The organism is Chlorobiota bacterium (assembly GCA_016700335.1).
In the GTDB taxonomy this organism is placed as follows: domain Bacteria; phylum Bacteroidota; class Ignavibacteria; order OLB7; family OLB7.
Map to the genome: position 1 here is coordinate 2,266,097 of CP065014.1, position 25,283 is coordinate 2,291,379.

The 25,283-nt window shown below is 30.1% G+C and carries 15 protein-coding genes; 3 read left to right on the top strand and 12 right to left on the bottom strand.

Annotation, left to right across the window (positions count from 1 at the left end):
• Positions 1–11: 11 nt before the first annotated feature.
• The 10 genes from waaF to IPP08_09365 all read right to left on the bottom strand — a co-directional run bounded on the left by waaF (position 12) and on the right by IPP08_09365 (position 20,213).
• Complete coding sequence (gene waaF, locus IPP08_09320) at positions 12–1,016, bottom strand: lipopolysaccharide heptosyltransferase II (protein ID QQS65963.1); 1,005 nt, start codon at positions 1,014–1,016, stop codon at positions 12–14.
• A 73-nt stretch (positions 1,017–1,089) separates the two neighbouring features.
• Complete coding sequence (locus IPP08_09325; GenBank protein ID QQS65964.1) at positions 1,090–1,941, bottom strand: lysophospholipid acyltransferase family protein; 852 nt, start codon at positions 1,939–1,941, stop codon at positions 1,090–1,092.
• 5 nt (positions 1,942–1,946) lie between these two features.
• Positions 1,947–3,347 (bottom strand): GWxTD domain-containing protein, encoded by a 1,401-nt coding sequence (locus tag IPP08_09330; protein QQS65965.1) that lies wholly within the window; start codon positions 3,345–3,347, stop codon positions 1,947–1,949.
• A gap of 152 nt (positions 3,348–3,499) precedes the next feature.
• The gene (locus tag IPP08_09335; protein ID QQS65966.1) at positions 3,500–4,534 is read right to left on the bottom strand and encodes a PorV/PorQ family protein; all 1,035 of its coding nucleotides are present in this window, start codon (positions 4,532–4,534) and stop codon (positions 3,500–3,502) included.
• 92 nt (positions 4,535–4,626) lie between these two features.
• A complete protein-coding gene (locus IPP08_09340; protein ID QQS65967.1) occupies positions 4,627–8,598 on the bottom strand; it encodes a hypothetical protein in 3,972 nt (1,323 codons plus the stop codon).
• A gap of 74 nt (positions 8,599–8,672) precedes the next feature.
• Positions 8,673–11,897, bottom strand: coding sequence for a TonB-dependent receptor (locus IPP08_09345; GenBank protein ID QQS65968.1), 3,225 nt, complete (start codon positions 11,895–11,897; stop codon positions 8,673–8,675).
• A 300-nt stretch (positions 11,898–12,197) separates the two neighbouring features.
• Positions 12,198–12,785, bottom strand: coding sequence for a YihA family ribosome biogenesis GTP-binding protein (locus IPP08_09350; GenBank protein ID QQS65969.1), 588 nt, complete (start codon positions 12,783–12,785; stop codon positions 12,198–12,200).
• A 98-nt stretch (positions 12,786–12,883) separates the two neighbouring features.
• Positions 12,884–17,299, bottom strand: coding sequence for a T9SS type A sorting domain-containing protein (locus IPP08_09355; GenBank protein ID QQS65970.1), 4,416 nt, complete (start codon positions 17,297–17,299; stop codon positions 12,884–12,886).
• Between the two features lie 276 nt (positions 17,300–17,575).
• Positions 17,576–18,895: an LptF/LptG family permease gene (locus IPP08_09360; protein ID QQS65971.1), complete on the bottom strand. Its 1,320-nt coding sequence runs from the start codon at positions 18,893–18,895 to the stop codon at positions 17,576–17,578.
• Between the two features lie 37 nt (positions 18,896–18,932).
• Positions 18,933–20,213, bottom strand: a complete 1,281-nt coding sequence (locus tag IPP08_09365; GenBank protein QQS65972.1) for a hypothetical protein — start codon at positions 20,211–20,213, stop codon at positions 18,933–18,935.
• A gap of 152 nt (positions 20,214–20,365) precedes the next feature.
• On the opposite strand from IPP08_09365, the gene IPP08_09370 reads away from it, so the two are divergent.
• Positions 20,366–21,433: a glycosyltransferase family 9 protein gene (locus IPP08_09370; GenBank protein ID QQS65973.1), complete on the top strand. Its 1,068-nt coding sequence runs from the start codon at positions 20,366–20,368 to the stop codon at positions 21,431–21,433.
• 97 nt (positions 21,434–21,530) lie between these two features.
• Positions 21,531–21,920 (top strand): DUF309 domain-containing protein, encoded by a 390-nt coding sequence (locus tag IPP08_09375; GenBank protein ID QQS67866.1) that lies wholly within the window; start codon positions 21,531–21,533, stop codon positions 21,918–21,920.
• Between the two features lie 116 nt (positions 21,921–22,036).
• Here the strand turns inward: IPP08_09375 and IPP08_09380 are convergent, their stop codons facing one another.
• Together IPP08_09380 and recO are read right to left on the bottom strand one after the other, a co-directional pair.
• Positions 22,037–23,587, bottom strand: coding sequence for a Do family serine endopeptidase (locus IPP08_09380; protein QQS65974.1), 1,551 nt, complete (start codon positions 23,585–23,587; stop codon positions 22,037–22,039).
• A gap of 39 nt (positions 23,588–23,626) precedes the next feature.
• Entirely contained in the window at positions 23,627–24,376 is a 750-nt protein-coding gene (recO, locus tag IPP08_09385) for a DNA repair protein RecO (protein ID QQS65975.1), read from the bottom strand.
• A gap of 187 nt (positions 24,377–24,563) precedes the next feature.
• On the opposite strand from recO, the gene IPP08_09390 reads away from it, so the two are divergent.
• Positions 24,564–25,220 (top strand): hypothetical protein, encoded by a 657-nt coding sequence (locus tag IPP08_09390; protein QQS65976.1) that lies wholly within the window; start codon positions 24,564–24,566, stop codon positions 25,218–25,220.
• The last annotated feature ends 63 nt before the right edge of the window (positions 25,221–25,283 follow it).

Consider the following 25,283-nt stretch of genomic DNA (forward strand, 5'->3'; position numbering starts at 1 on the left):
CAAAAGTATACTTATTTATGAAAAATTTTATTTAGAACCATTTCAGAATTTATATCGATCATACAATTAAAAGTTTTTATTGGGCATTTATGATCACCATGTATGCTGCAAGGACGACATTTTAAATTTTCAATTTGAACTACATTTGAATTTGGTGATATTGGAGCAAAACCAAATTCGGGAACTGTTGCTCCAAAAATAGAAGTACAAGGTATTCCCAAACCTTCAGCAATATGTAACGGTGCACTATCATTAGTTAATAATCTTTTAGATATAGAAATTAACGCTATAGTTTCCCTTAGAGAAATTTTACCAGCAAAATTTTTACAATATTCAGAATTATTTTTTTTAATGTTACTAATAATTAACCTACAAATATCTTGTTCTTGAGGGCTTCCAATTAAGCAAACATAATATCCTCTTTCAATTAATTTATTTACAGTTTCAATAAAACCATTTACGTGCCATCTCTTTGTTTCCCAAACTGAGCCTGGTGCAACACAAATAATAGGTTTGTTATCAATTGAAATTTCAAGATTTTTCAAAACTGATTTATCTGCTTCAAGCCATATTTTTAATGAATTATTAGAGATAATATTTTTACCATAAAGTTTTTCAAACAACAAATTATTTCTTAAAATCTCATGAGTATACAAATTATATTCAACTTTATTATTTAGTAATAAATTTCCTGCAGATTGTCTAAACCCTGATCTTATTGGTATTTTTGAAGCAAAGGCTAAATATGAAGATCTAAATGATCTGTGTGGAATTATTGCTTTATTGTAATTATTTTTTTTTAGTTCTTCAATTAATTTTCTATTTGAATTTTTATCATTTTTATCAATTAAGTGTAACATTGAAATTGCAGAATGATTCTTAAACACTTCAGAAAATTGACTCTTAATCAAAAATCCTATCTCGATATCTAATTGTTTTAACGACTTGAATAAAGACGTAGCCAATACTGCATCTCCTAAGAAACCTGTTTGAATAATAAGTACTTTTTCAGACATTAATTATAAAATATAGAATTGATAAAAACAAAAAAACAACTTAATTGATTAATTTTTATCAAATTAAAAGTAATCATTTATAAATACTATTGTGTTTCCATTTTTTATGTGACCATAACCATTGTTCTGGGAATTGCTTTATATTTTCTTCCATTGCATATAAGTATCTTTTAATAAATTCATCTATACCTAGTTGATTATTTTCAAGATCATCAATTTTTAACTCGTTTAATTTACAAACATATTTTCCATTTTTTTGCCTATTGTTAAAACAGATAATTACTTTTGGCTTGAACTTTAGGGCTAATCTGGCTGGTGCAGTAAACGTATGAGTTTCAATATCAAAGAATTTGTAAACTGGATCTGACTTAGAGCCAGTTTGATCAGCAAGAAAAGCAACTGAACCTTTATGTGATAAAATTGAAACAGAGAGTTTTGCTCCAACCCCTACATCTATCAAACCGCAACCAAAAACTGTTCTAACAGAATTCATATAGCCATAATCATTTTGAGATTTTACGACTAAATGAACCTTTTCTTTTACAAAAAATGATGAACTTGCGGCTATTAATTCCCAATTACCAATATGAGCCGATAAAATCAATAATCCTTTACCATTTCTTTCTAATAATTCACTATTTTCTAATTTAATATGATTTCGAATCTGGCTTATTTTTAAATGTTTTTGTTTTAATATCTCCAAAATTAAAATAGAAATATGAAAATAATATTTGAATAGTAGTTTGAGGTAAAAACTGTTATTACTATTATGGAAAACAATTTTAAAATTTGTTAGTATTATTTTTCTTCTTGGTCCAATTATAAACAAAAGTATTGCAAAAAATGAAGCAATGAATCTGATTAAAAAGTATGGAAGAATTTTCCCTATGCAATCAAATAAAAACCAAAGAATTAATTTTTTCAAAATCGTTAATTTTTAGTGTTTATATTCACCTCACGTTCAAACCAATTTTCATTTTTAATTTCATTTGGATGAGTTGAATGTTTTAATGGGAATGTACCAGTTTGAGATCTATCAACAAAAATAAATTGCCAATTATTGTTTGAATATGTCCAAATTTCATATGGTCTATGTTCCAGTTCACTATAGTGGCGCTCAATGTTATCTGGTTTACCGTATGTTAGAAAAATTTTCCCTCTATCGCTTTCCCAACCTTCTTGGTAAAATGCACAGCTATACAATTTACATTCAGAAAGATGTTTATAATAAATTCTCATATCTTCATTCTCTGGTGTTTCTGGGGATTGATCTCTTTTAGCCCAAAAATTTGTTAAATACTTTTCTTTGGGTTCACGACCAGAAATATTATTCCAAATTTGAATTTCAGATTTGCTTGCAATATATTTAATTTTTTTGAAATCAAGATCTAATTCCTTCTCAGTTTTACCAACAAAAAGAGGATTAATTTCTTGGATTATTGTTTGAATTTTTTCTATTTTTTTTCTTTCATTTTTTATAATTGAATCTTTAACTGGATTAAAAACAAAGTAAGGTTTGATAACTCTTACTGAATCAGTAGCCGAACCAATCAATCCATTAAAAACATTAATTATTAAGAAATACTTACCACTTGGAACTTCCTCCATTTGTAAAGAATTTACTTCTGTAATACCAGATTCTTTTGGTCTTATATTTTTTGATTCTTTCTTATAAAATACTTTTCCTGTAGAATCTGCTAATGAATAAACTAAGGAGTACTCATAGGTTGAAGATAGGTTTGCATTATAAATTTCACAATAGGAATTTAATACTAAGAATGGAGTTGAAATGTAACTTTCAATATTTGGAATTACTACAAATCCATTTTTATAAAAGATGTTATCAACGTTACTTGTAGGGGAAATTTCATTTGCAATTTGAATATCACTGATATTGATTTTTTTATTTGAATAGTCCCTTACATTTAATTTAAAATTTGCTGAATCTGTATTTAGGCTATTATTTGAATCAACGTACTTTATAATGGCATTATATGAACCTGGCTTAACTGTAAATATTTTCACACCGCATAAAAAATCTGGTTCAGATTTTTCTATAAAAGTAGTTTTATTACTCCATATTTCTTTAATAATATTTTCCCCTTTAGAATCATTTATTTCAAACTGAATTACTAAAGTTGCAATTTTATCTGACCCATAATTAATATATTTCAAGCCTGTTTCTGAAAATTGAAAGTTTAACTCAACTAATGATGTAGAATCATTATTGAAATAGGATTGAGTAGAGTAACTAAAATAAATAGGTTCTGAATTTGCATTAAAAAAATTAGCAAATATTAAAATTAAATTTATTAAAAAGAGTTTCATCATTAATATTTTCTTAGAAAATGTTTAAATCAATAAAAGAATAAAATCAAAAAAAGTAAAATAATGGCTTCAAAAAATATCTTTAAAAAAAAGACAACGAGGCAATGATTTATGCTCTCGTTGTCTTGTATGTCAAATAAAATATATTAAATATCTTATAATTTGATAGAAGCTGTAATGTTGTGAACAACCCCTAATGTTGCATGAATACGAGCAGCATAATCTAACATTCCTATAAAAGAACCTGTAACATAATTAAAGCCTAAGCCACCACTCAAACCAAATGAATTTGAAGATCCAACTAAATAACCAGCACGAACAGAAAGTAGCTTATTCCAAGTGTACTCGCCTCCAATCGTTAAGTTTTCAGGTTTATCTGAAGCATTTGCAAATTCAAGATTAATAAGCAAAGAATTATCTGCATTTCCTTCTAAAACGTTTGTCGAAATTCCTGCTCTAAAAAGTAATGGTAAAGAAGATTCAGTAGCTTCTAATTGAACATCAGGACGTTTGTTACCAGTTATAGGATCTATTGTTCCATTTCTTAATAAACCATTACCACTGTATTTAAAACTAGAAGATAAATTTTGAGCTGCAAAACCTATTCTCAATCCGTAAATACCAGGTTTATATAATGTACCAAGATCAAATGCAACACCATTAGCTGAAACTGTAGCAAAACCTAGGTTTACGTATTTTGCACCAATACCAAATGAAAATTGATCTGTTATTTGTCCTGCAAAAACTAACCCTAATACATTATTTCTAGCAGAAAATGTAGCCCCGTATCCTTCTTGATGGAACAAATCAGTATAAGGAATATCACTTGTACCAAAAGATTGGAATTGAACTCCAATTCTGTAATCTGAATTAACTGGCATAGTAAAAGCTCCAGCATTATGAGTAATATCGCCATAATATTTACTATAACTATAAGAAGCACCGATACCAGGAATTTGAGTTATACCAGCAGGATTTGAAAAAATTGCATTTGGATCATCAGCTATTGCAACGAATCCACCACCAAAACCAGCTGTTCTTGCACCAATTGGTAAGGTTAAAAAAGCACCTGAACTAATCCCAATTTTTGAGAAGGGACTTTCTTGATTTAAAACTGTTTGAGCATTTATGAATGTGTATTTAGCACAAGCAAATAATAGCGTAAAAGTTAATATAAATTTTAGTCTCATATAATTGTACAAATGAATAAAATGTTGTTGATGATAATTAATGGGCTTAAAATTTCTTTTGAACTTAAAAGCCCATTATTTTTTCAAATTAATTAGTTACCAGAACGAAATCCTCCAATAACGATTGCAGCTTTTTTAATTACACTAGCACCATTTGAAGTTGTAATCCTAAACAATAATAATTGATTTGATAATTGTCTGTTTCCGCTTGATATTAAATCATAAACATTAACATTAACAAGATCTTTTCCTGAATTATCACCAACATGGTCAATAACTTGAACTAATTCTCCTGCTTCAGTAAATACTTCTATTTTACATTTTGCAGGTAGTCTAGTAATGAATAACCTCTTATCAGTTGTTGAACGTTGACCTAAGTGATCAATATAATACGGATTTGGAACAATATTTACCTTATCTAATAACTCATCTGTATATTCCTCAGGTTTTGGATTAGTTTGATTGATTGCAACCAAAATAGACCCACCTGGTTCTGGAAGCCCAACAGCTCCACCTGTAAAATCAACTGTAAATTTATCTCCAACTGCTAAATCTTTTGTTGGTCGTGGAGTTGGAGGTGGAAATTTATTATCAATAGTTGCATCTGTTGAACCCATTCCTGCAAAATCAACAATCATTTCAGATCCATTAGCAACAATTTTATGTGAAACCATTACTTTTATTGGAGCTCCATTTTGATCTTTTCCATTTAAGACACCTGGATAGTATCTACCTGGGGTTCCAAATCTTTGTAAAGAATATTTAGCTCTACCTAATTTATTAGCTCTACCTATATCTGATAAAGTATCAACTCCAATCCATCCATAAGCAAATGTTGTATGTTGACCAGATCCAATAAACAATCCTATATTGGAAGCATTAGACAAAGTATCAATAATTGTTTTAGCTGCAGGATCTATTGGGAATTCATAACCATATTGATAAGTTATATTTTGACCAACAGCATTTTTATAATCAAGTTTATTTATGTTCTTTACTTTAGTTATAAAATATGGTACATTAGTGAACTCATAAGTATTAGTACCTTTTGTAACTTTAAATGATTCAGTTCCACCTTGAATCATTTCTACTTCTAGCTTCACTTGACCAATACTTGGAGCAACTTTACCAACTCTAAACTCTGTACTTGCAGGCTTCCAATAATTGATTCTACCTGGAACAAAATTAATATCTGAAGAACCATTGGTGATTTTAAAAGCAGATTTTTTACTAGCTGAATCGCAAAATCTTCCAAATTTAAGTGAATCTCCATATTGAATTCCAGCCCAATCAAAGCTTAATCCGAAGATTTTTTTATACTGTCCAATAGTTTCTAATGCTAAAGTTGTAGGATAATAAGTTCCAGTATATAAAGATTGTTTACAACTTGCATCTTTGAATTCAGCAATTCTTTCAACAGTTGTATCTTTTTTAACAGGAGGAGTAGTTCCTTTAACTGTTATAACTGTATCAACTTTATATCTTGGATACCATGTAACAAATGAAGTATCAATATTCCTTATAGTACTATCTGCATGATCTGAAAAAGCTGATTCATAAGATACTGCGAACCTATGAATTTTATCACCAGATCTTTTGCTATAAACATTTACTTCAGTCCAATACCAATATGGATTATAAGAACCTGCATCTGTGTTATAATCTTTTGTATCTAACGGTTTAAACTTAAATTCTAAAGTATCACCAGCAAATAATTGAGCTAATCTTTCATTATCAATTGTTAAGAAATTAGGATTGGTAATGCCACCCATTCCTTTCATTCCAACAATTTTTGGTTCAACTTTAGAACCTGATTGAGGTGCTTCTGGAGTTGCTCTTATCTCGTTTAATCCTGTAATCCCTCCATTTAATTTAGATGGTGTTCCGGGATCTTTATAACCAGCATCATAAGATAAAATTCTATAATAATAATCAACTCCATTTATTAATTTTTCATTCTGATTTAAATCGTCTGGAATTTCCTTAATAGTTCCATCATTATTATCATCTCCAACATCAACAAAAGTTCTATGATTAGTTACACTATCCATAATTATTTGAATATTTTTACGAACCATATCTCGTACAGTTGGGTTTGCATCATCAAACATATCATATTTGAATTTATACCAAGATTCTGTTCCACTTTTTACAGTAACTAATGAATCTGTTAAACCTGGTCTTTTTACTGTATCAATTCTAACTGTATGTGGAACTTTAACAGAATCTATTGCAAGTTCTGCTAATTCTTTAAATCTCCACCATGCTCCTAAATACGACATGTTACCTGTTTGAGCAGCCATAATTCTAGCTGGTGCTGAAGGTTGACAAGGTAATCTATATTCTTTAATCGTTTTATAATCAATGTTCCAATTTTTATTAGATAAAGCATCAGAATTTGTACCAAATATTTTCCTAGCTCTTTGGATTTTGTAACCTTGAAAATCTAGTCCTTTTTCTCTTTGATCAACCGATAATTCAGATAAAGAGTCCCAACGAATAATAACTCCATTATTAATTGGTGTATATGTGGCTCTGCAAGCATCTGGAGGTCTTGGAGCATCATAATTTTTATCATAAACCTCTTGAGCAAACTTATCCAATGCAATTAATCCACTCAAATCGTCTAATGTTCCAGTTGCTGTTCCTGATTTAGAATCGGCAAATAACATACCAACAACAATTCTTGCAGTATCACCTGGCAACATATTAAAAGGTCCTGTAGCAGTTAAAAACCTTTTATCTCCAGCACCATTATCACCTGCTTTAACTCCATTTGACATAAACTCATATCTAGTTTGAGGAGTTGATGGATCATTTTCAATAACCCAATTTTGTAAAGTTGATAACCCTTTTTGCTCGCTGTTTGAATAGAATTTTTTATCTTTTCTTATAAAACCATTAGCATCAACAGCTGGGCTTTCAAGAAAGTCAAATCCTATATAACCAAATTTTTTAGCACCATCGCCACTTGAAGCTTCCGACCATTGTACACCTAAATTCAAAGTCGGATCTTCATTGAAAAATCTTGTATGGTCATTTGCAGCAGCTCCTATATCCATATCAAATGCTGGAGCAATAAACACATCTCGAAGAGTATCTTTAGATTTATTAATTACATTGTATTTAATAAAAATGAAATTCGTGTAAGGATTTCCCTTTGTATTTGAAATAGAACCTGTACCAGTTGCAGCCATTAAACTATCATTATCACAAAGTCCAGCTGCATTTGATTCACCACCAAAAGTAAAAATTGTCTGTTCAACTTGCATTCCCATTGGGTAACCTAAACTAAGAGCTTTTGCTTTTGAAATCTCGTATCTATCAAGATCTGTATCTTTATAAACAGAGAAAATATCTTCGTTTGAAATAATTGATGGACCTTTTGGATATTTAGTAGAATTCCTATCATTGTTATCTTTTATAAAATTTCCTACATATCTATCAACCTTTAAAGAATCGTTTGGATTTGTATCCCAAATTGGCCATTTAGCTCCACCATTACTTTTATCTTTACTGTCGTTAGTTTCACCAGAAACATTGCTATAATCTAATGAACTATAAACCCTATACATATTTTTTCCAAATGCAGTTTCATCTGGTGCTTCGTCTTTAGTAGGATCTTCAATGATACCAGGAACAAACCAAGAACTTCCAGAGTTAGGGTTATAACCAATAACACTTAACTTTGATAAATCTGTATCGGTTGGCTTAACCCTTTTTTTAGCACCAATCCACAAACCACCTCCAAAAATGTAAGCATTTTTAGAGTCTCTAGGCCAAAAACCACCAACTTTATCTGCATTACTTGTTGCAGCAACATTTTGGCCTAAAATTCCATAATTGGTTGAATATATTTCTATATTCGATACTTTGTTTTTATATGAATCAAAGGCATTTGTTGGAACTCTTTGCACTTCTTGTTTACCACTCTCTTTTTCATCATCATTTTTCTTTTGAGTTGAATCAGTTTGAGTTTTATTATCTCCCTTTTTTGGACTTTGTCCGTCTCTTGTATTGGAAATTGCAATGTTATTCCAGACATTTAATGAAAAGATTAACATGACAATTAACAATATATATATCCGAAGTTTCATAAATAATTTATATTATTTTATTATTGGAATTGATGAATAGTTTAGAAATTTAATCTTATACCTAAGTTTACAGTTCTTGGAAATTTGTAAGTACCTCTTTGAGTTTGAATAGTTGCAATGAACTTTTTGTAACCTTCATATTTTTCATTTTGAGTTACTACTCCATCTAGATTCAAATCAGCATAAGGATTATACATTCTATTTCCAAATTCATCATATTGAGCATTATTATAAGTTTCTAACCTATTCGGATCTATATCTTTATAGAATGATTGTGCAGTGAAATCTCCAATACCACGTGCAAAAGTTGTACCATTATCATCAGGGCTAGCTAAAACAGTAGATCTATTACCACCAGTAAATCTATAAGATACCGCATAAGTTTCATTTAATAAGTTGAACAAATCTAAATAAACAGCTAAGCTTGTATTACCCATAGTTTCACCTATTAAATCTTTCAACAAAATTTTTCTTTCAATATGCATTTCAGTATTAAAATCTGATGGTAATCTTTCACTATAAAACCCAGAAACCAAAGCTCCTTTTGAATCTACTAAAGTAAATGGTAAGCCTGAGTTCATAATTGCAGTAAGACTAATAACAGTATTTTGAATTAATTTAATTCCACCAATACTTGGTCCTTCATCAGATCCCCATATCAAACTTAATGTTCCATTTAAACTATGAGTTTGATCATAATCTAAAGGATATTCTGTTAAAGCTTTTCTTATTGGTTTATCTGTAAATGGGTCAATTGAAGGTGCACTATTAAAATTAGCAGTAGCATTCGATGCAGTACCAGCTGCTTTCTGTAAACGATAATTAATTTCCCATCTATAATTATCAGATAAATTTTTAGTTAAAGAAGTTTCAATACCCCTAACATTTCCATATTCAGTTACAGTATATATTGAGTAGGCATCTGGCACTGCTGGTACGTATTGTACACCAAGTTGATTGTAAATATCTCTATAATAAGCGGAAACATCAAAAACGTAATCATCTGCAAAACTTGATTTATATCCCATTTCATAAGCAAAAACTTTTTGTGGTTTGATATCTGGGTTTCCAAATAACTGCCCACCACGAGTTGCATCACCAAAAGGATTATCAAACAATGAAGTTAACTCTGGCATTTTAAACATCATAGCAAAGTTCACTCTGTACTCAGATTTCTCAGTAATTGGATAACTAACATTAACACGAGGACTAGCTTGGAATTTTAAAGTTGTTTTTGGTGCATTAGTTAAATCATTGATAACATCTTTTGATCTTACTGATGGAGGAGAATATGTGTTTGCATTGAAGAAATCAAAACGTACACCTGGTTGGAAAACAATTGCTTTATAATTAAAGTTAGCTGCAGCATAAAATGCTCCTTTATATGGTGTAAATGGGCTCTCGAAGAAAGCTTCAGTAGCTGTTCCTTTATCTTTAAAATAATTAGTTTTATATCCTACTACATCAAAAAATGGTTTTTGATCCCAAGGTAAAGAATTATAATGTCTTCTAATAGATGCACTTTCAAAATCAAATCCAGCAAGTAAATCTGTTTTTACATCACCAATCTCAATTTTGCTATTGTATTCACCTGCAAAAGTAATTCTTGTAGTATTTCTAAAATCTAAATTTCTATCATTACCGTGAACTGGGAAATTTAAATCAGTTAAACCAAATGGATTTCTACTAGCTCCAGATACTTCAGCTTTTTCATATAATCCAGTGATAGGATTTCTTGAAACTGATGAATAAGTATTTGCATCTAACTTGTTATGAATAATTGATGTATCGTTTGCAGCATATCTATCAATAATAATGTCTCCATTTTCATCTAGTGGTTGATAAATATCATATAAATCCAATAAACCATATTTTTTAGATTCATCTTTTTTACCGATATCATTTCTATTTACAACATAACCTCCAGAAAATTCTACATATGATCCATCATCAATTGGTAAAGAGAATTTAGCTCCTAAGCGTTGAATCACAACGTTTTGGTTAGTTTGGTTCATGTCTCTTTCTAACAATGAATTATCAATTCTGTCAGTATCACCATTTGCTTTTAAGAAAACTGGGTGATCTAATCTATATAAAGTTGACCAATCGCCATCTTCTTGAGAAGTAAATCCATATTCACCTGATACTTCTATATTAGCTCCACCATTAAACTCATATTTTAGTTTACCACTTAGATTACGAATCATTTGTTTTTGATGTGGCAACTGACCTAAGTTTGAAGGATCTAGAGCATAACCCCACAATTGTTTTGCAACCTCTCTTCTGGAATCTGCATATTCTTGGGTCATATCCATTACTCCTAAACCAGCTCCTCTAAATTCAGAACCTGCATAAAATCCACTTAATGAAAATGTCAATGAATTAAATCCAGGAATTGGACCGCTAAATACAAATTCATAAGATTTTCTATTTGAACCCATAGGCTTAACTGATGGTAAAGTGGTGTCCTTATCTTCACCAACTTTTTTTACTGTAATAGCTTGAGTAGATCCATAAAGTGCAGGTAATGGCATTTTGAATTGAAGAGCACCTTCATATCTGTCATTTCTACCCGAACGAGTTGTGCTATTAACAGAACCAGATAAAATATCACCTTGTTTTACACTAAAACCAGAAGACACAACTTGAATTTCTTGAATACTTAAACCAGAAATCATAGGATAATTACCAGGAGCTGAAGAACCAAAACCACCTTGAACAGGATCGCTAATATCAACACCATCAATTTTAATTGTAGTCTCAGATGAACGTCCTCCTCTAATTGAGAAGCCGTTTTGTCCTGCTGTTTGTGTACTTACTCCAACAGCTGCAACCAAGCTCCCACGAGTGGTTGAAGATAATGATGTATTATCGATTTTTTTAGTTGTACCAGCTCTGTTAGCAGTTATAGCTTTTGCTTTTACCTCTACAGTTTTACCTTGAATTACAGCACCTGAAGAAAGTTTAAAATCCACTTTTTCTTCTTCGTCAATTGAGATATTTACAGTTTTACTTTCTGGTTGTAAACTTATTGCTGTTACTTTAACAATATATTTTCCCGGAGGAATACGTAGAACTGTATATGTACCATTAGGAGCTTTTGAGATTGCACCTAATTTTGTGCCTTCAATTCTGACAGTAGCCCCAACAACTGGCTTACCATCACCATCGGAAACTTTGCCTGAAAGAGAGCCGTAAGTTTGAGCCCAAGAGGACGCAAAGCCAAACAACCCTAACAGCAAAGCGCATAAAGTTAACTTTTTCATAAAAGTAAAAAGAGAGTTAGTTAAATATGATTTAGATTTAATATATTTTGTTTGAAATATAATATTGATATAATCAAGAATAAAGGTTAAAATGTTACATGAGAAATAGAAAAAGTTACAATTTCTTTTGAGGCAGTTAGAAATTGCATCGGTTTGCGAATATAACTGCTTAATTTGAAACAAACAAACATAACTTTATAAGAGTTTAAATTTTTATACAAGGTAGAAAATTTTAGATTATAAATACTCCAAATTAATCTAACCTCTAAACACTTTTAAGTTACACAATATTATACAGAATTACTTTAAAGCTTCATCAATAACTTTCATAATTTTCTCTCTATTATCACGTGTTACCGAAGAACATGGTATAACACCTTTGCAGTTAATATACTTTTGAGATTCTGTTAACACTTCTTGAAGTTTATTTTCAATAGCATTTTTAGAGAGTTTATCACTTTTAGTCAGTACTATTACAAAAGGAATATCCATTGAATCTAACCATAAAAATAGTTCCGAATCTATTGTAGGTGTTTTATGCCTTATATCACTTAAAGCCATAACAATTCTTAATTGTTCACGTGAATTAAAATAACTTTCAATAAGTTTTTTCCAGTCTTCACGATCCGTTTTAGATACTTTCGCATAACCATAGCCAGGTAAATCTACAAAATGGAGGTTATTATTAATTCTAAAAAAATTAATTTGCTGAGTTTTTCCAGGAGTTCCACTTGTTTTAGCTAAAGATTTTCTATTAGTTAATAAATTTAAGAGTGTGGATTTTCCTACATTTGATCTTCCAGAAAAGGCAATCTCAGGTAATGGAGTATTTGGGAATTGAGAAGGTTTTGCAGCACTTAATATAAAATCTGTAGATTTAATTAACATTATAATAATTAATATTTTTTATTACAACAAAAATAAAGCGGGGCAATGACATAAAAGTCAAAACCCCGCCCAAAAAATAAATTATTATTATATAATTCCTACTTTACAACATTCAAATTTGTTCTTTCAACATTTTCTCCTTGTTGTAATTCAATAATGTACCATCCACTTTGAAGTTCTGAAACATCTAAGTTTTCAGTAACATTATCTCCAGTTGAAATAATCTGATTGATTTCTTTATTTAAAACGATTCTTCCAATAGCATCATAAACTTTTAAACTTGCAATTCCATCATCTGCTAAAGAAAACTTAAGTTTAGTAGATCCATTTGCAGGATTTGGGATTGGTGTACTAAGCGAAATTTTACTTTTAACTCCACGAAGTTTTCCACGAGTACAATAACCATCTCCAATAAATACTCCATTTCTAAGTTCATCAACTATTACATTTCCACCAGTCCAAACAACTTTACCTACGAATTTTAAATCACAAGATGTTGTATCTCCAATTAACATTGCAAATGGAATTGATGTAATAACACCCATTGTAGGTACTGGAGTAATTGTAATTGGAAGTATACCAATTATTCTTCCAGTAATTGTATCTAATGAATATCTAACTAAAGCTCTATAAATTGTGTCTGCTGGAGTCAATAAAGCTGCATCAAATGAAATTTCAAATGTCATTGATGTAACACCTGATTTAACTAAGTTTTTAGGATCTCCAATGTATCTGATAACAATATTTGTTGGTGTTTTCTTAGTAATTGTATCTCTTACACTTACTATTTCAATACCTGGAATACGTGCAGAAGAAGAATCTTCTTTTCCAACTAATTCAGTTTTAATAGTTTGGCTACAAGTTCCATCTACCATTACTGAAACAGTATCTTTTACATTTCCAGTAAGAACAATATATCTTACTTTTACAAATACTTCACCACCTGGAGCAATTGTAGAATCTAATGATACTGGTCTAATACCAATCACCGAGAAAGGTCCATTTGGCTGATAAGTAACACCAATAACTTTAACTGGTGTTGCTCCAGTATTTACATATCTAATTTCTTTTTCAATTGTATCACCAACAGCACCAGTAAATAAATAAGAAGTGCTATCAGTTCCAAAAGAAACTGAACCAATATCTATTCTAGCAATATTACTTACAATTGTATCACCATTACACTGACTAATAATAACAACAGAATAATTACCTGTATCTGAAGTTGTAAAAGTTGGGATAATTAATTCTGGATTAGTTGCACCAGCAATTGAAGTTCCATTCTTTTTCCATTGATAAGAAGCCACACCTGAAGCAACAACAGATAACCTTGCCTCCCTTCCTTCACAAGCTCTAGTAGAAGTTGGTTGAGAAGATATTTGTGCTCTTCCACCTATAGATACTGCTACAGTATCATAAATTCTTGTTGGGCAACCATTAAAAATCTCTACAATATAAACCCCAGAATCAAGAGTTGTAATATTAGTTAAATTCAATGATGAAGTATTAGCTCCTGGAACTAGAATTCCATCTTTTCTCCAAATATAATTTAAATTAGTGCCTGAAGCTTTTGATTGTAAAGTAACATTTGTTCCACCACATGAAGTTACATCTGCCATTTTGTTAGAATCTAATAATGTAGGGGCTACTCCAACAGTAACTACAGATTGAGAAGTTGCATCACCACCACATTCTCCTGAGATTGTAACGGAGTAAGTTCCAGAAGTTCTAGCACCTAAAGCAGGGATTGTATATACAGCAGTAGTTTCTCCCGAAATAACAACACCATCTCTTTTCCATACAAATTTAATTGCACCATTTGTTATTACTTTTAACTCAACTGGTTCGCCAGCACATGAAGTAATATTTGTTAATCCATATGTTATCGATACTATTGATTTAAGTTTAAGTGATGCAGCTGAACTTGTAACTGATGTTCCACAAGGGCTAGAAACAACAACATCATATTGAGCTGTTAATGAGCTATCAACATCGATTGGAGATAGACTTGCAATATTATAATCAGAAGTATTTGCACCTAAAATTATAACACCATTTTTTCTCCATTGGTAAGTAAAATCTGACGGATTTCCATTAACATTTACATTAAATGATATAGCTTCACCAGCACATCCTGATTTACTTAAAGGTTGAGTTTCAATTGTTACAAGTGCAGGTTTTATTGTTAAACTAGCATCTGCAAACACAACTTTTTCTGAACAGCCTCCCGATACTTCTACACGATAAATGGCAGAATCATTGCCACTTACATTTGAAATAGATAAAGTATTTGTTGTTTGACCGATTATGATTACTCCATTCTTTTTCCAAACATAGGTCAAGCTTCTGCCAACAGCATCAATTTTGAAAGATACATTTGATCCTGGGCAAACTGATTGGCTTTGTGGTAATGACTTCACAAAAACAGAATCTCCAATATCTAATCTTGCTACATTACTATTAACAGAACCACATGGATTGCTTACAATAACTCTATAAATACCACCATCAGAATTTCTTAATGAACCTATTGAAAATATATTTGAATCAGCACCTGGAATATTAGTACCATTTTTTTGCCATTGATATTTAATATTATTTCCAATTGCAGTCACTCCAAAAGTAATAGAACTATTAATACAAGAAGCAATATCTAGAGGTTGATTAATAATTGCAGGTGCAACATTTGGAGTAATTCTTGAAGCTGAACTTGTAACACTTCCACATTTTCCAGTTACTTTAACTTGATAATTTCCTGAATTAATTAACCTTAAACTATCAATTACTAAATCTTTATTTGTTGATCCAGTAAGTTCTACTCCATTTAGAATCCATTGGTATTCAAGAGCTGGTTGAGAATCGCGAGGAACGCCAGTTGCATTTGCTCTTAAAGTTAATTTAGCACCTAAACAACCATCACCTATTAAGTCAATTGTTGCTGTTGGTGCTGATAATACTGTAAGTCTGTATTGTTTATTTACAGAACTTCCACAATCTCCAGAAACAACAACTCTATACAATCCTGCATCTCCAGCAACTACACCACTAATTGTAATTGAAGAAGTAGTTGGTGCTCCAACAATATCTACAAAAGTTCCACTACCTGAAGGTGTTTCTTTTTGCCATTTATAAGTTAAATTAACACCAGTTGCAGAAACAGCCATAGTTGCGTCAGACCCAGAACAAGAGACAACATTAACTAACTCACTATTTGAAATAGTTGTGTTACCATTAACCGTAATTGATATTGCTCCACTTGTAACACTACCACAATCACCAGTTACTTTTACATAATAGTCTCTAGTTACTGATGCGTTTAATATTGCTAGTTGAGTAGTGTTTGCACCGTTAATTCTGTTAACTGAATCAGTTCCTCCTCTAAACCATTGATATGTTAAATTTTCTCCGGCTGCAACAACATTCAGAATAACGTCTCCACCTGAGCACAAAGTTCTTCCTGTAGAAATTGATGTAATAGATGTTGCTATTTTTCCAGATAATCTAGCTGAAGAACTTGTATCAGAGCCACATTCTCCACTAACTACAACGAAATATCTTCCTGTGTCAGATATACTACTTAAAGCTTGAGAATAAGTTGAACTTGTTGCTCCTAAAATTAAATTTGCAGATATAACTGAACCTTTATACCATTTATAAGTAAGTCCTGTACCAGTTGCATTTACGTTCAAACTAAAATTACCACCAGTGCAAAATGTACTATTTGCTAATGGTTGAGTTGTAATTTTTGTTTTAGGTTTTACTGTTAGAGTGCAAAGTTGACTATATAAAACATTACCAACATCTGCACATCCAAAACCTGCTGGATAACACAATTTAAATTGGTAAACATCACCATTGTTAGATAAATTATTATTATTAGCAATATTGTTGATATTTATTGATACAACACCTTCTTGTAAAGTATTATTTGAAACAACATATTTAGCAGGTCCTACTTGAACACCATTTTTCCAAACTATATATTGTAAACTATTTGGTAAGAATCCTATAGTACCTCTAACATCTGCAACAATACTATCTGAACCACCTTCGCAAATAGTTAAATTTTTTGGTTGATGGGTTATACCAAATTGTGTTTGAACTGTAATTGTAAATTCTCTTGAAACTACTATATCTCCAGGACAAGCCGAATTAGTAACAGTTACTAACCAAAATCCAGTATGTTGAGGGTGTTGAGCAGATAAGAATAAAGGAGCTGGAGGTGAATAAGCAGCTCCAGGTATAAATGGTCCGTTTAATGTTTGTGTTGTAACAAAATCAAATGCTAAAGGCCAAGTGCCAAGTAAATCTCTCCTTTTGTAATAACTGAAAACTAATGGTCCGGTCATTGGGAGCTTTGTATTTGAGGCATTCACAGATCCAGTTATACTAAACCCACTAGTAACTACTGGTCTTCCCTCACAAACAACTATTTGCTCAGGACCATTTGAAATGAACGGAATTCCTTCCGTAACTCCACATTGTGAGTATGTTACTTTCGCATAAACTGACATTAAAGCCAGAATAAAAAATAACCTAAAGGTAAAAAAACTTTTTTTCATAAAGTTCATTGTTAGAAAAAATTGATTATTGTATTATATAAATTTAATTTATTCAAAGTTTGGAAATAGCAATATTTAATTTAAATTATGCACATTAATAATGCAACATAGTAAACATATAACTATATTATGAAGTTATAAGATGTAAGAAATTGTAAAGAATAGGGAGTAATTCTTAAGAGTTTTTAACTTTATTGAAGTATTTGACTTTGTATGATCTCAAAAAAATCATTTGTATGATTTTTCTTTTAAAAAAGTAGGGGTTTTTAAATTAAAACTTAGTGTTTCTCTTGATACTAATATAGTAAGGAAGATACCTGTAATACCAATAACAATATCTCCTAACCACATTGCCCAAAATGGAGGCAGTAACAATCTATCTGATAACTTTTCTCCAGCAACAAGAAAAGCCCAATATACAACAAAAAATCCGAGAGCTATTCCAGCACTAACTCCAAAGTTACCCCTTTTTACAATTATTCCTAATGGAGCACCAACAAAAACAAAAATTAAACAAATAAATGGAATTGAGTATTTTTTATGGATTTCTACCCAATACTGATTGGAAGTTTCTCTTGATCCTATATAACTCCCACTTGATGCTTCAAGTCTACTTCTTAAATTTGATAATGTATTTTTAGCTCCTTGAATGATTTGTAGTGAAGAATCTTTAGAAGTGAAATCTCCTTTATAGAATAGTTTTAAATTTGTTTTAAACTCTTTTTTAGAAACCATCATATTTGAATCTGCTCTTCCAGCTGATAGTTTCATTTCAGCAATGTTCATTGTTCTATCACCCCTACCAAATGAACTTGGGTTTGATTTATTGAATTTGTAACCATTAGTTTGAACTATTATTGAATGTTTTAAAAACAAAATCCTTCTAAAAAAATTGTGTTCACCACGTTTAATTTGTTGAATTTCTCCAACATTTAATATCATCTTCATTTTAGTCATATCGGGTGTAAAACTTAATGTAGCATTTTGAGCATTAATTATATTAAGCATTCCAGAATTTTCAGCATAGATTGTAACAACTTTTAAGATATTATTCGTTTTATCTACTTTTCGAGCAAAAATTTTATATCCTTGAAAGTCATTATATCGCCCTTCTTCAATGGCAAAAGTTGGCTTTAATTCTCTAATGTCGCTTTGTAAAATTGAAGCTCTGTGGTTTGTTTCAGGTAAGATTTTATCGTTGAATATTTGAAGTGATACAAATATTATTATTCCACCAATTATTGATGGCAACATTGTATTAAATGCACTTCCACCACAACTTTTAATAATTGTTAACTCATTAAATTCCCCTAATTTTCCATATGCCATCAATGTTGCAACTAATACACCCATTGGAACAGCCAATACAACCATCCATGCAATTTGATAACCAATCAACTGAGTTATAACCCAGTAGCTTAAACCTTTACCAACTAATTCATTTAAAAATTTGAAAATAAACTGCAACAGAAAAATAAACACTACAGTACAAGTCCCAAAAATAAAGGGTCCAATGTGAAGCTTAAGTATGTGCCAATAAATTTTCAATCAATTTTATTCAAAGTATAATTTAATTCTAGGAATTTTAGTCTTTTAACTTTGAGTTCTGAAGTTGAGTATTAATTATCTTATTTTTCATTGAATCAATTCTACTTTTGTAATGTTCAAATTTGTTTGGGTTGCTTCTAGCTAAAATTTGATAAGCTTTTAAAGCTTCAGTAAATGCACCTTGATTAACAAGAATATCTGCCCAAGTTTCTGTTACAATTGTAGGTTCATAAATTGAGTTAACAACTTCCATTTCATCATCAACTTCCATTGGGATTCTAGCTGTCTCTAAACGTTTTGCTAATTCTTCAAGTGGACTTAACTCCCTTTCAATTGGAGTATTCATAATCTCATCATACTCAGCATCAATTTTAATCTGTTCAATATTTAACAAGCTCTCATAGTATTTTTCTTTAGATTTAAATTCAAGTAATTCTTTATTGTTTATATTCCCAATTGATGAGTCTGAACTACTGTTTTCAAATTCTGATTCTATAATATGAGTTTTATTTTCAGAAAAATTTAAATCATTAATTTTCAAAGTTTCATTATTAGTGTAACGTAAAGGTGCATATTCTAACCCTGGAATTAATCTAATATTCGAACTTCTTAACCTTGTAGTGTCTCCTGAAGTATGAATCGATAATTGAATTTTGTCTGGTTGAATTTTAGTCTTTAATATTTCTGTAGGAATCTCTTTCTTAGTTACTTTAATTTTTTTAATATCATTATCAATTCTTTCAAACAATTCTTTTTTTGCTACATAATTTTCATTTAATATTACTTCTTCAGGTTCCGTAACATTATTAATTTCTTCATTGCCAATATCAGTAGTACTTTCAGTATGAAATATTTTATCTATATTATTTAAATTAAAATGATTTTCAGATAATTGATTGTCATTATTTTCATAACTATTTTTCCTTATGATCTCTATTGAAAGCTCTTTAGTTGAATCATTAATTTCATTGATATTATTTTCTAGATGAGATTTATCTGTTTTAGGAATAACCCTATTCAAACTTTTTAATTTTGGAAGAGTATTTTTTTCAATTTGTTTATATAATAAAAATAACTCTCGAGAACCAGTTCTTTTATAACCGTCATCAAGAACATTTAATGCTCTTTCACGGTTATTCATAGATAAATAGATTTGAGATAAAGTTATATATCCATTTAAATTAAATGGGAAATAGATAAGTCCACGGCGACACAAATCAGCGGCTTCAAAAGATAAACCTTGCTTTGATAGATTCTTTGCTTCAATTACAAATAATGAATTTGGTCTATTACTTCTGGTTGTTAGTGGTTTATGCATTACAAATAAAGTTGAAAAATCAATTCCTGTAAAAAATGGACTCCAAAAATAATAATGATTTAAACATTTTGAATATTTTATTTTTCATTGTTACTGAACAAATCGTTTTTTTTGATAAATTAGCATATTAAAATTCTTTTAATTGTAATAATATGGCGATTTTAACTCCAGCCTCTGACTTAAAAAAAATTCTTGTTTCAAGAACAGATCGACTTGGTGATGTTATTCTAAGTTTACCTATTGCTACTGCACTAAAAAAAGCACTCCCAAATACTGAAGTTGCCTTTTTAGTAAAGCCATATACTGCACCAATAACAAAAAGAATCACTCAAATTGATGAGACTTTTTCAATTACATCATCTCGTAAAGGATTACATATTTTTAAGATTTACAAACCTGATGCAGTAATATTTGCTAAACCAGAACTTCAATTAGCTATTGAAGCAGTTATGGCAAAAATTGATGTGAGAATTGGAACTGGTTATAGATATTATTCAGGACTTTTTACAAGGTGGGTTTATGAACATAGGCAGAAAGGGACTAAGCATGAGTCGGAGTATAGTGTAAACTTATTATCTCCATTAATAGACCAAAATTTTGAAGTAGAAATGCCTTCATTAATTGTCTCTGAAATAGGAAAAATTGAAGCTGAAAATAAACTTAAAGAATTAGGTATTGAAGGAAAATACATTGTTGTTCACCCTGGTTCATTTGGTTCTAGTCCAGATTATTTACCAGAGGATTATGCTCAAGTTTGCTTATTCCTTTTAGAAAAACATAAAGACTTATCAATTGTCATTTCTGCTGGTCCGAATGAAATTGGAATTGCTAATAGAGTTTTAGTAAATGGATTGAATAATAATTCAAAAATTAAAATTGTAAGCGATTTGTCTTTAGATGCTTTTAGCGAATTATTACGGGGTGCAAGTTTAATGCTAGGTAGTGCTTCAGGACCAGCTCATTTATCTGCTTTAGTTAATACTCCAACTGTTTCCCTTTTTCCTGGTTTGCAACCAATGTGGCCCGCTCGATGGAAGCCATTAGGAAAAGAAGTGTCTGTTTTAGTACCTCACGCAGATGAACCTTTATGCATTGATTGCAATTGTAACAGAAAGAAAGAACCTGAAAATTGTATTAAAAGAATTCCTTCATTTAGAGTTTTTGAAGCTTGTGATAATTTACTTACAAAACATAAAATTATACAAGATCATATATTTTGATTCTTCTTTTTTATTAAATTACTTTTATACAATTCTATTTTATAAAATAGATAAAATCATAGTTGCAATTACTTTATTTTAATATAAATTATTAAGAATTTTACTGCCTCCAAAAAAAAGAAATATCAACAATATAATTTCTTTAACTGAACCAAATTTAAATACTTTACAGATTTTAAATTTTCAAAAAGGGATTTCATTATTTAACAAAAATCAATTTTGGCATGCGCATGAATCTTGGGAAGATGTATGGAAAACCCTTGATTGTGACGAAGAAATTTTCTTTAGAGGATTAATTCAACTTGCAGCTGGTTTGCAATGTATATTGCTTAATAAACTAGATGGTGCTTTGAGTAATTTAAATAAATCAATTGAGAAATTATCATTATTTAGTAATTCATTCTTAGGATTAGATGTTAAAAAAATTATTGAAAATATTGAATTTCAAAAATTAGATTTAAATTTTGTTTTACATTTTAAAATATGAATAAGCCACAGAAATAAGTATCAACTTTTGTTCTGTGACTTAAATTTAATGGATTTATTTATCTCGTATTTAATTATGATTTTCATATTTGCGAATCATAATTGTGAATCAAATTTCTATTTAATTTGCAATGCAACAAGCCTTGTCGAGTTCCTCGATTTTACTTGAAGTAAAACCACATCTCCACTTGATTTTGAATCAATTACTTTTTTTAATTCACTTGGTGATTTAATTGATACTCTGTCAGCACTAATAATAACATCTCCATTTGTTATTCCTTGGTCAGATGCTTCACCATAAATGTCAACATTTGCAACTACTACACCATCAACTTTCACCATATTTTTTTCTTCTAATCGAAGAGACCTAACCTCAAGTCCTAACTTATCAAATTTCATATTTGAATTGGAAGATTTTGAATCACTTTGTTTGTCATCTGATTCACTTAATGAAGTAATATCACCACTTCTTGGTTTTAAACTAACAATTTTTTCAATCAATGAACCACCTCTCCATATTTTCAATTTAACATTCTGACCAGCACGTTTTTGAGCAATCAAAGATTGCAATTGATTTGATGCATTAACTTTTTGTCCATCAACTTCTAATATCACATCATCTACTTTAATCCCAGCTGTTGCTGCACTTCCATTTTCAACAAGATCTTGTACTAATACTCCTTGTCTTGAAGGTAACTTTAACCCTTTGGCTAATTTATCATCAATATTTTGAATTGAAACACCAATATAACCTCTATCAACTTTACCATCTTCAATAATATCTTCTGCAACATTTTTTGCTAAATTTATTGGAACAGCAAATCCATAACCAATAAATGAGCCTGTTCTAGATGCAATAGCTGTATTTATACCAATTAATTCACCACTAATATTAAACAATCCACCCCCTGAATTTCCTGGATTAATAGCTGCATCTGTTTGAATGAAGTTTTCTACAGCATAACTTTTTTGCTCACCTCCTAAAGCATTCAATCCTCTTCCTAAAGCAGAAACTATCCCTTGAGTTACAGTTGAATTTAAAGTACCAAGTGGATTGCCAACTGCTAATGCTAACTGTCCTACTTGTACATTATCACTATTTGCAAAAGTTGCGGCTGATAAATCCTTTTTATCAATTTTTATTATTGCTATATCAGTTAAAGAATCTCTTCCAATTAATTTTGCAGGATAATCTTCACCATCATTTGTTTTTACACTTATTTCAGTTGCACCAGCAACAACGTGATTGTTTGTCATAATATAACCATCTGTTGATACTATAACGCCAGACCCAGCCCCTCGAGTTGGCATATCCTGTCCGAATCCACCTCCATTTGGATTACCAAAAAAAGGAGATAAATCACCAAAAGGATTTTCTTCCCCATCTCCAAAAGGATTGAATCTTTTTTTAGATGTGGTTTCTTTTAATTTTGTTGTGGCGGTAATACTTACAACTTGAGATGTTACAGCTTTACTAACTGCAACAAATGCATCATTTAAAACTTTAACTTCATTTGAAGGTAACACAGGTGGTTTGTCTGATCCTAAATTGAATGGAGGTGCCGCAAAGCCTAACTCTACCTTTCCCCATTTAGTTGCTAATAGACCACCAACTGCTACCGATGCAATCATTAATGATGCTATTATTAAAATTTGTTTCTTACTCATTATTTATACTTGTTTTTTAAAATTTTATAATTAAATTTTCTAAAGTTTACTTGCAATTTGACTAACTTTTAATTTTCTTATTCCATCAACATGATGTTTTACTAAAATATTTATTATCTCTTCTAATTGTGAAATATCATTTAAATTTATTGACGAATCTACTTTATCTTCATTTTCTAAAAAATTATTTATTATTTCTAATACCGAATAGTCAATGGCTCGATAAGTATTTTTATCTCTACAATTTGCACATAATGGTGAACATAAAGCAATGCTAAAAGCAACTTTACCACCTAAAGAATTAATTAAATTATTGCAAACACCACAATTGCTAACATTGAATTTATATCCAGATTTTGAAAACAATTTAATTGTATATCTCAATCTCAATATAGATTCATTTATATTTGAATCATTGAGGGTTTTAAGAGAGTTTACTGTTAAATTATATATATCAATATTTGGGTCTTCAATAGGTACAAAAGCATTTAATAGCTCTATTATGGCTAAACCAGATGCAATTTTTTCTAATGAATTTGAAATATTATTTAATTTAAACTTACTTTCAGAATCTGACATTATTTGAAGCTCTCTATTTTCCTTCCAGTAGATTGTAACATTACTTATTGACATTAAAAGCAATGAATTACCATACTTATTTTTAGCTTTTAAAGCCCCTTTAACCATTACCGATATCTTTCCTTTTTCCAATGAAAATAAAGTTAATATCAAACTAGATTCACTGAATCTTTTGGTATTTAGCACTATTGCTTCAGTTTGAATAATCAAATCAATTTGTTTAAAATTTTAAAATGATAATTTTATTCAAAATTAACACGCAGACATATTAATTTATTGTGTGTAACTTTAATTTTTTATAATTAATTTATTTTTAAATGTAATGATTTTATAATCAAGGTGTTGTTAACTAAAAATAACTTAAAAACAAATTTTTAACCAATAATTTTAAAATTTTATGAAATTAAACAGATTTTTCCCTTTAATATCAGCTTTTTTACTAACACTTATTATTTTTATTGGGTGTTCAAATTCAGATCTAAATCAAAGTGTGGTAGTAAATAACGCGAATTTATTAGAAAAAAATAGTCCTTTAGATTCTAGTAAAAAGGATAAGAAAGATAGTGTAAGAAAAGATGGCGAGAAAAAAGAACCTGTTAAAAAAGATACAACAAAAAAAGATTCTATTCGCAAAGAAGGTGAAAAAAAGGATACAATTAAAAGAGATACAACTAAAAAAGGTGGGGAAGGTGATTTAAAGCTTACCAAAGATCAAAGTGAAAAACTTAGATTATGCGAACAATCATACAAGGAATGTATGAAACAAGCTAGTGAAAGAATTAGAGCTGTGTACAATGGAGAAAAAGCAACAGTAAATTCACAAATTGAAAGATTATTAGCAGAGTTAAAAACTCTAAGTGAAAAAGATAGAGAAAAAAGAGCTGCAATTAAAAAACAAATTGAAGATTTAAAGAAAACTTTACCAAGTGAACAAGCTCAAAAAGAAAAGCTTAAAATTGAAAATGAAAAATGTAAGAGAAGTTTGATTGAATGTGCAAAAGGTGTATTAACTCCAGAACAATTTGCAAAATGGATGGCAATGAAAAAGTTCTAAATAAAATTTAACATATTATTCAACCCTCATTGTATAGATTTACATTGAGGGTTTTTCTTGATT

Bases quoted from the DNA above. Each gene is read 5' to 3' on its own strand.
- IPP08_09345 (QQS65968.1), bottom strand. From the start codon at position 11,897: ATGAAAAAGTTAACTTTATGCGCTTTGCTGTTAGGGTTGTTTGGCTTT.
- IPP08_09350 (QQS65969.1), bottom strand. From the start codon at position 12,785: ATGTTAATTAAATCTACAGATTTTATATTAAGTGCTGCAAAACCTTCT.
- waaF (QQS65963.1), bottom strand. From the start codon at position 1,016: ATGTCTGAAAAAGTACTTATTATTCAAACAGGTTTCTTAGGAGATGCA.
- IPP08_09390 (QQS65976.1), top strand. From the start codon at position 24,564: ATGAAATTAAACAGATTTTTCCCTTTAATATCAGCTTTTTTACTAACA.
- IPP08_09330 (QQS65965.1), bottom strand. From the start codon at position 3,347: ATGATGAAACTCTTTTTAATAAATTTAATTTTAATATTTGCTAATTTT.
- IPP08_09335 (QQS65966.1), bottom strand. From the start codon at position 4,534: ATGAGACTAAAATTTATATTAACTTTTACGCTATTATTTGCTTGTGCT.
- IPP08_09355 (QQS65970.1), bottom strand. From the start codon at position 17,299: ATGTCAGTTTATGCGAAAGTAACATACTCACAATGTGGAGTTACGGAA.
- IPP08_09365 (QQS65972.1), bottom strand. From the start codon at position 20,213: ATGCATAAACCACTAACAACCAGAAGTAATAGACCAAATTCATTATTT.
- IPP08_09380 (QQS65974.1), bottom strand. From the start codon at position 23,587: ATGAGTAAGAAACAAATTTTAATAATAGCATCATTAATGATTGCATCG.
- IPP08_09370 (QQS65973.1), top strand. From the start codon at position 20,366: ATGGCGATTTTAACTCCAGCCTCTGACTTAAAAAAAATTCTTGTTTCA.
- IPP08_09340 (QQS65967.1), bottom strand. From the start codon at position 8,598: ATGTTAATCTTTTCATTAAATGTCTGGAATAACATTGCAATTTCCAAT.